Annotated in this window: 10 protein-coding genes; 3 read left to right on the top strand and 7 right to left on the bottom strand. The window is 45.2% G+C overall.

All coding sequences use genetic code 11. The annotated features are described in order from the left end of the window. Positions 1-133 precede the first annotated feature (133 nt). Complete coding sequence (locus FQV37_RS12825) at positions 134-3,103, bottom strand: valine--tRNA ligase (protein WP_160023529.1); 2,970 nt, start codon at positions 3,101-3,103, stop codon at positions 134-136. A 260-nt stretch (positions 3,104-3,363) separates the two neighbouring features. Here FQV37_RS12825 and FQV37_RS12820 point away from each other — a divergent pair, with 260 nt between their 5' ends. Further along, the gene (locus tag FQV37_RS12820) at positions 3,364-4,458 is read left to right on the top strand and encodes a formate/nitrite transporter family protein (protein WP_160023518.1); all 1,095 of its coding nucleotides are present in this window, start codon (positions 3,364-3,366) and stop codon (positions 4,456-4,458) included. A 187-nt stretch (positions 4,459-4,645) separates the two neighbouring features. Here the strand turns inward: FQV37_RS12820 and FQV37_RS12815 are convergent, their stop codons facing one another. The 6 genes from FQV37_RS12815 to FQV37_RS12790 all read right to left on the bottom strand — a co-directional run bounded on the left by FQV37_RS12815 (position 4,646) and on the right by FQV37_RS12790 (position 9,737). Next, a complete protein-coding gene (locus tag FQV37_RS12815) occupies positions 4,646-5,569 on the bottom strand; it encodes a bile acid:sodium symporter family protein (protein WP_160023516.1) in 924 nt (307 codons plus the stop codon). Positions 5,570-5,875: 306 nt separating this feature from the next. Beyond that, positions 5,876-6,382 carry a YbjQ family protein gene (locus tag FQV37_RS12810; protein ID WP_102093165.1) on the bottom strand — a complete coding sequence of 169 codons (507 nt, stop codon included), beginning with the start codon at positions 6,380-6,382 and terminating at the stop codon, positions 5,876-5,878. A 48-nt stretch (positions 6,383-6,430) separates the two neighbouring features. Then, complete coding sequence (locus FQV37_RS12805; protein WP_240991033.1) at positions 6,431-6,871, bottom strand: YbjQ family protein; 441 nt, start codon at positions 6,869-6,871, stop codon at positions 6,431-6,433. Positions 6,872-6,982: 111 nt separating this feature from the next. Further along, on the bottom strand, positions 6,983-7,540 hold the full coding sequence (locus FQV37_RS12800) for a YecA/YgfB family protein (protein ID WP_057761653.1): 558 nt from the start codon (positions 7,538-7,540) through the stop codon (positions 6,983-6,985). Positions 7,541-7,856: 316 nt separating this feature from the next. Next, positions 7,857-8,093, bottom strand: coding sequence for a PA3496 family putative envelope integrity protein (locus tag FQV37_RS12795; protein WP_057761656.1), 237 nt, complete (start codon positions 8,091-8,093; stop codon positions 7,857-7,859). 186 nt (positions 8,094-8,279) lie between these two features. Then, complete coding sequence (locus FQV37_RS12790; RefSeq protein WP_102093167.1) at positions 8,280-9,737, bottom strand: hypothetical protein; 1,458 nt, start codon at positions 9,735-9,737, stop codon at positions 8,280-8,282. 464 nt (positions 9,738-10,201) lie between these two features. On the opposite strand from FQV37_RS12790, the gene serB reads away from it, so the two are divergent. Together serB and FQV37_RS12780 are read left to right on the top strand one after the other, a co-directional pair. After that, on the top strand, positions 10,202-11,392 hold the full coding sequence (gene serB, locus FQV37_RS12785; protein WP_160023514.1) for a phosphoserine phosphatase SerB: 1,191 nt from the start codon (positions 10,202-10,204) through the stop codon (positions 11,390-11,392). A gap of 317 nt (positions 11,393-11,709) precedes the next feature. After that, positions 11,710-12,699: a DUF368 domain-containing protein gene (locus tag FQV37_RS12780; protein ID WP_160023512.1), complete on the top strand. Its 990-nt coding sequence runs from the start codon at positions 11,710-11,712 to the stop codon at positions 12,697-12,699. Positions 12,700-12,761 lie beyond the last annotated feature (62 nt).

Raw genomic sequence — 12,761 nt, 5'->3', positions numbered from 1 at the left:
ATAATATTAACTTTATTCTAGCATACAAATATTGGGTAATACGGAGAGTAAAAAATGTTAAGTGATGAGCAATAAAAAAACGCCATCACAATTGTGATAGCGTTCTTTGCTAATATTGATATCTACATTTTATTTACAATGCCTTCAGTTGCTCCATCTGCGCCGTCATCGCGGTCAACTGCCCTTCTAACTCAGCCAGTTTAGCCTTTTCAGCATCGACCACTTCCGCAGGTGCTTTACTCACAAAGCCTTCATTACTTAGCTTACGCGCGATACCTTCGGATTGACCTTTCAACTTATCATATGACTTACCCAGACGTGCTAGCTCAGCCGTTGGATCGATTAGCCCTTTCATCGGTACGAGTACCCGTAGCTGACCGACCATACTTGATGATGACAGTGGCACTTCATCGCCTTCTTTGACGATCTCTAAGCTCTCGACTTTGGCAAGCGCTTTGAACTGGTTTTTGATACGTGATAGACGCGCATCTTCATCAGCAGAGATATTTTGTAGTAGCACTGGCAGACGTACCGCGTTACCCAGTTTCATCTCACCACGGATGTTACGGACGCTCGCGATGAGCTCTTGTAGCCATGCCATATCCGCTTCAGTCTGCTCACTGATTTGGCTATCATCGGTCTGTGGATAGTCAGCGACCACGATGCTGTCGGTGTTTTTGCGACCCAGTAGCGGCGCGATGGTCTGCCAGATTTGCTCAGTCAGATACGGCATGATTGGATGGGTGAAACGTAGCGCCGTCTCTAGCACGTGCAGTAGCACATAGCGGATTTGCGCTTTGCGCTCGTCAGACACCGAGTCATCATTTAGGCTGGCTTTGGCAAGCTCAACGTACCAATCACAGTACTCATTCCAGATGAACTCATAGATATCTTGACTGACCATATCGAGACGATACTGAGCGAAATGCTGATGGATATCGGCAACGGTAGAGTTCAGACGACTCATGATCCATTTTTCTGGTAATTCCCACACGTCAGGGTTTGCCGCTTGGGCAATAGGCTTGGCATTGCTGTCACCATCGACACAGTTCATGAGTACGAAACGGCTGGCGTTCCAGATTTTATTACAGAAATTACGATAGCCCTCGACACGTTTTAGATCAAAGTTGATATCGCGACCGGTACTGGCTAATGAAGTAAAGGTAAAGCGCAATGCATCCGTACCATAAGCTGGGATACCTTCTGGGAACTCTTTACGCGTTTGCTTTTCGATTTTGGCCGCGTCTTTTGGATTCATCATGTTGCTGGTGCGTTTTTCTACCAACGCTTCTAGCTCAATACCGTCGATAAGGTCAATCGGATCTAAGACGTTACCTTTTGATTTTGACATTTTTTGACCATTGCCATCACGTACCAGACCATGCACGTAGACGGTCTTGAACGGTACTTGCGGCGTGCCGTCTTCGTTTTTCACGAAGTGCATGGTCATCATGATCATGCGTGCAACCCAAAAGAAGATAATGTCAAAACCCGTCACGAGTACGCTGGTTGGATGGAAGGTGTCCATCACGCGTGGATCAGCGTTGACGTCTGCCCAGTCAAGCGTACTGAACGTCCATAGACCAGAGCTGAACCACGTATCGAGCACGTCATCATCTTGGCGCAGTTTTACATCGTCGCTTAGGTTGTATTTGCTACGCACTTCCGCCTCATCACGGGCAACATAAATCTCACCCGTCGCATCGTCATACCATGCAGGGATACGATGTCCCCACCACAGCTGACGGCTGATGCACCAGTCTTGTAGATCGGTCATCCACGCCATATACATGTTTTTGTACTGGGCAGGGACGAACTCAATGCTGCCGTCTTCTACGGCGTCAATCGCAGGCTTAGCAAGCTCTTTGACCGCGACATACCACTGATCGGTCAACCACGGTTCAACGATTGTACCGCCACGCTCAGCACGCGGGGCTTTTAGCGCATAGTCTTCGATATCTTCTAGCCAGCCCTGCTCGCCTGCTTGCTCAACAAGGAACTTACGAGCGGCAAAACGCTCAAGTCCTGCATACTCGCTTGGCGTGGTCTCTAACGTTGGCTCACGCGTCTGCAAGTCAGGATAGACTTCCATCGCTGGTAAAATATTGGCGCGCTCATCGAGGATGTTAATCAATGGCAGGCTATGACGACGACCTAACTCATAGTCATTAAAATCATGTGCTGGGGTAATTTTTACGCAGCCCGTACCAAAGTCTTTTTCGACATAATCATCAGCGACGATAGGCACGACACGACCAGTAATTGGTAAAGTAATGGTTTTGCCGACCAAATGCGCATAACGCTCATCGCTAGGATTGACTGCGACAGCGGTATCACCAAGCAAAGTCTCAGGGCGTGTGGTGGCGACGACCAAATAGTTTTTACCATCTTGAGTCGTTAGGTCTTTATCCGTGAAATGATAGCGGAAATGCCACAAGCTACCTTTTTCATCATGGTTTTCTACTTCTAAATCAGATAGCGCGGTTTGGAATTTTGGATCCCAGTTCACCAAACGCTTACCACGATAGATCAAACCATCATCAAACAGACGAACGAATACTTCCTTTACCGCGTTAGACAGACCATCATCCATGGTAAAGCGCTCACGCGACCAATCAACCGAGCTGCCCAAACGACGAATTTGGCTAGTGATATTGCCGCCTGACTCTTCTTTCCACTCCCATACTTTATCGATGAAGTCTGCACGGGTCATATCACGGCGTTTGAGTCCTTGCGCTTCTAAGCGACGCTCAACGACCATCTGGGTTGCGATACCCGCATGATCCGTACCTGGCTGCCACAGCGTATTGTCACCATCCATGCGGTGATAACGCGTGAGCGCATCCATGATTGCATTGTTAAAACCATGACCCATGTGCAGCGAGCCGGTGACATTTGGCGGTGGTAGCGCAATAGAAAACGACTCGTCTTTATCAAAAGTCGGCTGAAAATAGCCGCTCTCTTCCCAGCCTTGATACATGCCTGCTTCAACTTCCGCAGGATTATACGCATGCTCTAACTGGCTTAAGGCCGCTTGGATCGACTGGGTCAGATTGGTCTTCGCATTGCTATCAATGCTGGTATCGGTATTAGGATTGCTCATAATAGGGTGATCTTATTGTTGATAATGAATGTGGTCAAAATGAGATAGCGCAAAACGCTATAAAAACAGGAAAAATAGTTGATAGTGTGATTTTAACGCAGATAGGCAGATTTTGTTAGATGGTAAGACAATTTATAAAGCCTGAAGGCGATTTATTACTCAAATTGTTAATCAATTAACAACAGCAATCAGAAGAATGGGAAATATAATAGAGATTACTTATGCAACAAAATCATTAGCCTATAACCAGCGAGCCAACCGTGTCCCAAGATACCGAGCATGACCATGATTCTCAGGCTAATCTATCAGACGATGAGCATGTGAACGCAAACACTACCTCTCCTGTGCCTAAAGGTGACGATACGCCAGAAGAAAACAGCGATTCTTCTAAAGACATTGAAGTAGACAAGGACGCAGACGAACCTATTAAAGCCACTGAAGACTTAGAAAACGATGACCTACCAGAAGAAATCAGCGACGAAGACAAAGAAACCATCAAAAAGGTCGCCAGTGACGACAATTTAAGCCAAGCAAAAAGCTACGCCAGCATTTTAGTCGAGCAAGTTATCCACGCAAAAGAAACCTTTGAGCGTTCACTTGGCTCGCTATTTACCAGCGCCTTTACGGCTGGGCTAGAGATTGGTATCAGCTTTTTTATGATTTTATCAGCGTTTGCCTTGCTCAATGACGTGATACCAAGTCGCTATGCCATGGTGCTGTCGTCACTGCTGTATCCAATCGGCTTTATTATCGTAGTGATTGGTCAGTCGTTATTATTTACAGAGCAGACTTCCCTCTTGAGCCTGCCTGTCTTAAATAAAATTGAACCGCTGCACAAGCTCCTGCGGCTGTGGGGCATCGTCATCGCTGGTAATATCGTTGGCGGCTGTATCTTTGCGGCGTTAATGATTGGTCTAGGACTGCATATGCACCTGTTTACAGACCATGCTATCGATGTTTATGCCGAGCATATTTTGGGCTTTGAATGGTGGGTTATCTTTGGCAGCGCCGTGCTGGCAGGCTGGATGATGGGCGTGGTCGCATGGCTGGTGACCTCCGCACGTGACACACTTAGCCGTATCGTACTGGTGACGCTTATCACTGGTAGCATTGGATTTTTAGGCTTGCATCATAGTATCGTGGGTAATATCGAGGTATTTTCAGCACTGCTATATGGCAATACCGTCAGTCTCTGGCGCTACTTGGTATTTTTAGTTGTGGTACTGGTGGGCAATACGGTCGGCGGTGTGGTATTCGTCGCGGTGCTTAAAAACCGCACATTCTTATTTGAAATTGAAAAAGTAAAAGAGCAAGCCGCCGAGGCAAGAGCGAAAATGGACAGACGAAGATTTTAGACTTGAGATAAACTGGTTTGAGCTAAACTGATTTGAGTTAAAACGAGCACTAAACACAAAAGCCCATAACCTGCTTCATTATACAAAGCGGATTATGGGCTTTTTTACTAAACCATACACTGTTGATTTTCGCCAAGTACTGTCTCAACGGGCGCAACAGTGCGTTACTACGGTTATTTTAAACCTCTTACATTCTACGTGCTGCCAATACACTGTTTTCTATCTCGGTTCTTTTGGCTTTATTATGCTGGGCAGTAAATACTCTGACCATGATACCAGCGGTCAAGAACATGATTAGCGTATAAATGGCTGGCGTCATCGACATCTTATAGTTAGCCAATAGCGTCAGTGCCATAAACATTGAAAGCGTACTGTTTTGTAGGCCGACTTCCATAGTAATCGAGCGTCTTTGTGCAGGATTTAGACCGAACCATTTACTGGTGTAATAACCAAGCGCCATCGTCGATACGTTCAATATCAATGCCACAGGGCCAGTAGCAATTAACGCTTCAACGATAATGTCTCGTTGCACATAGCTTAAGAAAAGTACCAAGAAGCTCAAAAATATCACGCCAAAACGAGACACCATCACCTGTCCCTTGTCTGCCGCGTTAGGGGCATAGCGTTTGATCAACATACCAATACTGACGGGTAAGATAGTCAGAGCAATTAGGCTGACCATAGTCTTGACCACTGGCAACTGAAACTCACTACCCGCACCCATAAAGTATACGAGCGAAAAGCTGAGGACGATAGGAATGGTAAATACGGTAATGACACTGGCAATAGCGGTCATGGTGACCGAAAGTGCGACGTCACCTTTGGCCAAATAGGTAAATAGATTCGATGTCGTGCCACCAGGACACAGTACCAGCAACATAACCCCAACGGCATACTCTGGCTCGAGAGACATAGAGGTTGCCAAAGCAAAACCTACCAATGGTAAAAATATTAGCTGATTGGTCAAGCCTATGGCGACTGCTTTAGGGTATTTGACGACTCTCTTAAAGTCATTGGTAACTAAGGACAATCCCATTCCCATCATAATCAAAAAGATACTAATGGGAATGACTTTTGCATTTATAAACGTGACTAACTCAACACCTTCCATAACTACATCCTTGTAGATAGAGCCCTTACACGGGCAGGTTTATGACAACCTCGTCATGCTCAATCAGCCAATCCTGCTGATATCTTGGGTAAAAGCCACCGACGTTGTCAGCTCTTTATATGACACTTTTCCATATAGTCGTGTTTTTTAAACCGACAATTTTTGATAAAACTGGTTTATACGAACCGAAATAATAACGGAACGGCAAAATTCAGTATATCGTTGTAAAAGTGTATGGTTTTGATTTTTCTGACTACTCGTCAGTCAATTATAGGTTTTTACACTTGATAAAAAAGTAGAAATGATTTAAGCGGAGGTTTTATGATTTACAGCAGATGTGGGTTTAATATGGTCAATACTAATCACTGCCGTACCGTAGGCAATGGCTTCGACCATACTGCCTAATTGGTTGACGTTGGTTACCTCAAGACGTAACCCATAGATATGCGTGTAGCCTTTGGCTTTTGCCTCAGTCCGCATACGAACGATTGCTTCGCGGCGCGCACGATCTAGCAGAGTCTCATAGGTGGTTAAATTTTTGCCAAAGACACTTAGTACGCGAGCGATAATCATTTTGAAATAATCTTGAGCGATGACGACACTACCAAGCACCAACTCGCCTTCACTACCCGCCGCCAACTTGGGACGGTATAGACGTTCGCTTGAGACAGTAATATCGCCCAATGCTTGCTCTGCTACTGTTAGCTGTGCCAAATGCTGACGCTCATGGCGTGACCCGAAGAACCAGCCAGCCGCGAATAAGAAGACAAACGGCCCATAGTTGATGAGCACTTGCGTGAGTGAATCATTCATAGCACGTTTCTCATCATAAAAAGCATCGGTGCCTTTAGCATTATAGGATTAACCAAAAGGATTAAAACGCGGTAAATTATCAGGTGCGACTTGGGTCTGAGTACTCACATTTTGGCTAGAATGGTTGTAACCATCGCTTGGCGGGTTTTGATACTGCTGCTGTGATATCGGCGCAACCTTGACCGCCGTACCATAGACAAATAGCTCTGAGGCACCTTGGGCAATACTAGAAGTAGAAAAACGTAGACCGACCACTGCATCAGCCCCTAGCGCCTCTGCTTTGACAATCATGCGATCGATTGCTTCTTGGCGTGACTCTTCTAATAGCTCGGTATAAGCCGTCAGCTCGCCGCCAACGATGTTTTTTAACCCAGCAAACAGATCCTTGCCTACGTGCTTTGAGCGCACGGTACTACCGTACACCACGTCTAGGCGTTCAGTAATTTGATAGTTAGGTAAGTGTTCAAGGTTAGAGAGTTGCACAGTCATAGGATGACCTTATCGGTGACTTATAAAATACATGGTAAACCAAAGCGCTGCGATACAGCATAGATAAGACAAAAACAGCACTGCTAGTAGCAACGCTGCTTCTTAGCTTTATTAATCGTTGGTATGAAACAACAAAAACAGCTCAGTTAAATTGCCTTCGATGCTATTGGCCATCTGTACCATTTTGTCTTCGTCTTTACGCATCTCAGACAGCTCTGGATCTTCATCATCGATACCGCTTAGTACGATCATTGGCAAGGTCAATACTGCGACGTCTTCTGCTGTTTCTTGATCTTCAAACCAATCGCTTGCTTCATCACCATACATGGCATCAACAAAACCAATTGACCAAGCAACGATGTCTGACTCGTCAGAGAAATCAACCGCCACTTCTTCGTTACCAGCATCTTCACCAAATGGTAATTCGATCGGCGTCTCGTTTTTTAGCTCAGCCATGATCGAATCGCGCCAGCGTTTGATGCCATCGATGACATTTTCTGGAATCTCACTTACGTGACCTTCGAACAGGGCATCCATCCAGTTAGGCAATGGACGACCGATGACCGTCGCTGTCAAAAAACCATGCGCTGCGACACTATCTAGCACGAACTGGCTTTCTTGATTGTCCAAATAGTCTAGTAATTCATCAAAACTTAGTTGGTTACTCATAATTTGGTTTTCCTTAGCAGATAGATGTCATCAATCGCAGTGGGCGATCGGTTAAATAAAAGAGGACGAGTACTTAAGTAGAGACTAAAGGCTGCTTAATTAATCAAACTCAAGCAACCTCTATCAGGTAAGTATGATCGAGATGAATCGGTTGCGAGCAACCCTATAAAATTAGAAAGGTAGCAAATAGCAGGCAACCAGTTTGATTGGCTAAATGGTTTTAGTTGCTAAAGTAATCACTGCTGTCAAAGTAGTTACCGTCATTAAAGTAGCTACTAGAGCACTTTAGTCCACTGAAACGACCGATGCCGATAAATTAAAAATCGTCATCATCCCAATCGTCACCGTCTTCATCGAAGTTGTCTATGTCGTCTAGGTCGTCTTTTAACTCTTTAGCCAAACGCTTTTCTTCTAGCAAATTATCGATTAGCCGACGTTTTTCAAGACTACTTAAACGTGTACGTACGCTCGTCTCAGCTTCTTCAACCATCTTTGCATCATCATCGTCGACAAAATCATCATCAAAATCGTCGTCAATATCAGCGTCACTCATGACAAACTCCTATCATTTTTAGGCAAGGGTATTAAGAATACATCAATATATATATGCCTTATAAAGTCTCTATTGAATGTTGTCAATCCTTTTTCGCAATATGGTACATTTCAACCTTACGATTAAGATAGTCCAGTAGGCTATATAACAGACAATTGTAATATAAATGACCAAATACAGTCGGCATTAAATGTGTAGCTCATCCTCATCTTCAATCATCAGAACCGCGTTGCGCACATCAGCCAAACGCTGAATCAATGAGTCGTTAGCCCCATCAAATATCGCACACTCGCGCTCATAGACAGTGGTTGGGCGCATGATGTTATGTACTTGTACATGATTGCTGATTTGCTTGAGACCGGCATTTGGCAGTAGTATTAATAGCTGCTCTTTTTTGCCGATACTCTGGAGCAAATGGGTCATTGGCTCTGATTGCGCGTCATCACTCACGCCCGCTTTTGCTGGTAAGGCAAAACGCGACAGCTCAATATGCTTATCGTGAATAATTTTGTTGAGCATTAAATATAGCTTGGCAAGCATCACGCCGGCGAGTGCCACTTTTGCATGGCTATTATCAGCCTTTAGTACCACACTTGCGCCGTTATCTTCAAAGTGCGCTTCATTCATCGCACTCACGCCCAGTAGCAATGGCTGTCTTAGCAACTCAGTCACGGCCTGATTGAGCAGCTGGGTGCAGAGTGCTAGATACGGAAGACGCTGCGCAGGTGCAAGGCGTTCAAGCATATTGAACTCATCATGGAATACGATTTGAACTTTGACGCTATCAACAGACCGTGTGGCAGATAGCTTAGACGTATGACTGACAGCTTGAGAAGTGACACCGTCTGTATCTGTTACTTCACTTTCGCTACCTCCACTCGCACTCGCTAGATTGTCAGTATCGCTACCTGTCTCTTGATTTTGCTGAGTTCTAAGGTACTCGTTCACTTCATTATGTACATTGAATTTGCGGGCATTAGTCACTTCGTCATCTGTGGCATTAGCCGTATTATCAGTCGCTACTTGACTGTCTGCTAAATGAGACGCTGATTGACCCGTTGACTGGCGCTCAAGTTCACGGTCATAGCCGCGTTGATCGACTGGTCTATATTGGTCACGATACAGCTCTTGGATATCTCGACTTAATGCATTGATTTGCTCTTTGGTCGGACGAGCGAGGTAACCATAAATCAACCACAGCAGTAAATGTAGCAGCATAGTACCAATCACAAACGGCCATTGCATGGCGATGATCTCGCCTTTGCTGACGTCCTTTAGGGTCAGTGCAACGCTACCGATGACTGCATCGCCATTGGTGGCGATTTGACGAATGGTGTCACCTTGCTGCATCGGCGCATTGCCTACTGGCACCAAGATATCGTCGTTGTTGTCTTTGATCAGTATCCGTGTGACGTCTTGCTCGCTGGTATAGCGATTGGCAATAACGCTTAAACTCACACGGTCTTTATTTTCTAAGGACAACCTTGCTTCATCAATCAGCTGGGCGACCATCTGCTCGCCTTTTAACGCACGACTATTGCTCAGCTGTTGGTCAGTACTAATGACCAATAACAGCGTCTGCAAACAAAAACTAACCAGAAGAATAATGGCAAACAACCCTTGCCGCGGCGCTAAATACGTCATGATATGTTAAACTTTTTTGGAGAGAAGAAATTAAAAAACGAGGCTACTGCTCATTTTTTGGCTAATTTTTAAACAATTATAATATGTGCCAACTATGCTTCGCACATAGTTGTAAAACGATACTGATTATTAGCGACTATCGACACCATCAATATTGTTGCCAGCTTCGCTATCTTTTGCCTTGCAACCTTTTGCCTTGCAATCTTTTGCGAAGGCGTCGTCAATAAGAATGCACCGTCGATAAACAGCCAGCTTATCTCATCTACTATATCACCATAATAAGCCTTATAGCGTGAGCGCTTTATAAATTTATCATAATAACTTTATTGCATTTTCTATGACTTCTTACGCCATAAAATCTGTTTTTTAGCATCATTGTTACTTTGCGCGTCATCTATAGGCGCTGCCCAGTAAAACTGTTATTATTCCTAATCTTATATGAGCATACAAGGGACAATTGAGCCATGCCAAAAAATACATCTTATTCGTTACCAAAAGACAGCAAAGCATGGCAACAAGCCGTTGATTCTATTGCGGCATTATTACCCGAAGATACCAATTTGCAAGACTTTGATGCGCTACAGTCGCTACCTGTTTTTGCGCTCATCGTCGTACTGCCGACTCAGGTATCCGCATTGGATATTCATCAGTACGTTCAGTCGTGGGTCGATGAACAGCCAAGCTGGCATCTAGTGACCGTTGCCGAAGATACTGACGCTAGCTTCGTCAATATCACGGTATCTGATACAGAGCCTACAGCAGCAGACGCACAGCGCCTACCCTTTACCCATACTCAGGTCTACCGTTATCTGTTAGTGCCAGTCACTGACACGCTGATGCACCCTGGCAAAAAAACCGCAGCCGCTCACATCATTGATGATCAGCTGACCGCTCGCCTGCGTCGCGACCTAACTGAAGAATATAACAATACACGCAGTACAGGTAATACAGGCAACATAAACGTCGTGGACTGTCATATCCTATCTGTCGGTCATATGCTACGGACGCACAAACTTGCCTGCTTCGATATGGATTCAACCTTGATTGAGCAAGAAGTCATCGTAGAGCTAGCAAAAACGGCTGGTATTGGCGAGGAAGTAGAAGCCATCACTGAAGCCGCAATGCGCGGTGAAATTGATTTTGATGAATCGTTTGCTCAGCGTGTGGCCTTGCTAAAAGGTACTTCTACTGATGTGCTGGATGATATCTGTAGTCGCTTAACGTTATCGACTGGTGCGCGCACGACGATCAGTGCGCTAAAAGCATTGGGCTATCATACGGTGCTGGTCTCGGGCGGCTTCACTTATTTTGCCCGTTATATCGCGGAGCAGCTGGGTATCGATGAAGTACATGCCAACGCTCTAGATATCGAAGAAGGTGAAGTGACTGGTCATATACAGTGGCCTATTGTCAATGGTGCCAAAAAAGCTGCTATCGTTGAGCATACCGCTGAGCGCTTAGGGATTGAGATGTCACAAGTGGTCTGTGTCGGTGACGGTGCTAATGATTTACCGATGATGGCACTGGCCGATCTGGGTGTGGCCTATCATGCCAAACCAATCGTTCAAGCACGTGCTGATGCCGCTATAAACGTGACAGGGCTTGAAGGTACTCTGTACGCTCTTGGCTACCCAGCACTGGCGCCTACTGAGTAATTGCAGAACGCTTTATACCATTTCATAAGCTAGGTTAATGTTTTGTCATTAATCTGGCTTTTATGCTTTAGGGCGTGGCTTAAACAAGAGAAATAGCGTAGATAGTACCGATATATTAACCAGCTATTTGACGATGTTTGACAAGATTTAGCCATTTTTAGTTCAGTTAGATGCCTATCGAGCGAACGGAAGACACACCCTAGTACATTACGATGATTAATAAAATCTTCTATGCATATTGATGTTTAGCTAACGCCTGTTTTTAGCCAATGCTTACTTTCAGATAACACTTATTTTTAAATGATAAAGGAATGCTCATGACGGCACCACAATCTCCGCGGCCAACTCAGCCGTCAGCGCCATTAGAACAAGATACGGTACCTGTACGTACCGATAGCCCAAAACAGCTGGTAGGTATTTATGTCAGAGGTATGGCCATGGGAGCAGCTGATATCGTACCTGGCGTCTCTGGCGGCACCATTGCGCTAATCGCAGGGATTTACGAGCGCTTGATTAACGCACTTGGTAGTATCGGCCCCAATCTTTGGACGATCTTTCAACAAGAAGGTGGTGTTAAAGGATTCGCTGCGATTTGGCGACAAGTAGATGCGACATTTCTATTATGTTTGCTACTAGGTATTGCCACTAGCTTTGCAACCTTAGCCGGTATCATTAAGCATTTATTGGACAACCAACCATTGCTTATTTGGTCATTCTTTTTTGGACTGGTCGTTGCAACGGTATTTATCTTACTCAGTGAGATAAAGCGCTGGAATATAGGACGTGTCGCACTGTTTGCGACTGGACTTATTGCCGCCGTAGTCATCAGTAGTATGCCATTGCTTACGACCACGCCTAGCTTACCGTATCTGTTTTTTGCAGGGGCAATTGCTATTTGTGCCATGATCCTACCGGGCATATCAGGGTCGTTTATTTTGCTATTGCTAGGCGCCTACGATGCAGTATTAGAAGCGGTCGATACGATGAATCTGAGTGCCATTTTCACAGTCATTGCGGGTATGGCGGCTGGGCTATTGCTATTCACGCGCGCACTTAAGTGGCTACTCTCACATTATTATCAGGCTACCTTAGCATTACTGACCGGCTTTATCGCAGGCTCTCTAATAAAAGTATGGCCATGGAAAGTAGATGCGCTAGGCTCGTTAAATACTGAAGCCGTTCATAATGTCATGCCGTGGCAATACCCTACTGGCGCACAGTGGTCAACGACAGTAGGACTTATGCTACTCGGTGCTATTCTAGTTTCGCTATTATCGTGGTGGGGTAATCGTACCAATCGAGTCTAAATATTTAGCAAACTGTTAGTCCTGTTTGCTATTTTACTTTGCTAGCTAACAAACACCCTCCC

Source organism: Psychrobacter nivimaris, from assembly GCF_009812035.1.
Taxonomy (GTDB): domain Bacteria; phylum Pseudomonadota; class Gammaproteobacteria; order Pseudomonadales; family Moraxellaceae; genus Psychrobacter; species Psychrobacter nivimaris.
The sequence above is the reverse complement of the archived record's forward strand: the minus strand, read 5'-3'. Positions and strand labels throughout refer to the sequence as shown.

Bases quoted from the DNA above. Each gene is read 5' to 3' on its own strand.
- FQV37_RS12790 (WP_102093167.1), bottom strand. From the start codon at position 9,737: ATGACGTATTTAGCGCCGCGGCAAGGGTTGTTTGCCATTATTCTTCTG.
- FQV37_RS12805 (WP_240991033.1), bottom strand. From the start codon at position 6,871: ATGACTGTGCAACTCTCTAACCTTGAACACTTACCTAACTATCAAATT.
- FQV37_RS12810 (WP_102093165.1), bottom strand. From the start codon at position 6,382: ATGAATGATTCACTCACGCAAGTGCTCATCAACTATGGGCCGTTTGTC.
- serB (WP_160023514.1), top strand. From the start codon at position 10,202: ATGCCAAAAAATACATCTTATTCGTTACCAAAAGACAGCAAAGCATGG.
- FQV37_RS12795 (WP_057761656.1), bottom strand. From the start codon at position 8,093: ATGAGTGACGCTGATATTGACGACGATTTTGATGATGATTTTGTCGAC.
- FQV37_RS12825 (WP_160023529.1), bottom strand. From the start codon at position 3,103: ATGAGCAATCCTAATACCGATACCAGCATTGATAGCAATGCGAAGACC.
- FQV37_RS12780 (WP_160023512.1), top strand. From the start codon at position 11,710: ATGACGGCACCACAATCTCCGCGGCCAACTCAGCCGTCAGCGCCATTA.
- FQV37_RS12800 (WP_057761653.1), bottom strand. From the start codon at position 7,540: ATGAGTAACCAACTAAGTTTTGATGAATTACTAGACTATTTGGACAAT.
- FQV37_RS12815 (WP_160023516.1), bottom strand. From the start codon at position 5,569: ATGGAAGGTGTTGAGTTAGTCACGTTTATAAATGCAAAAGTCATTCCC.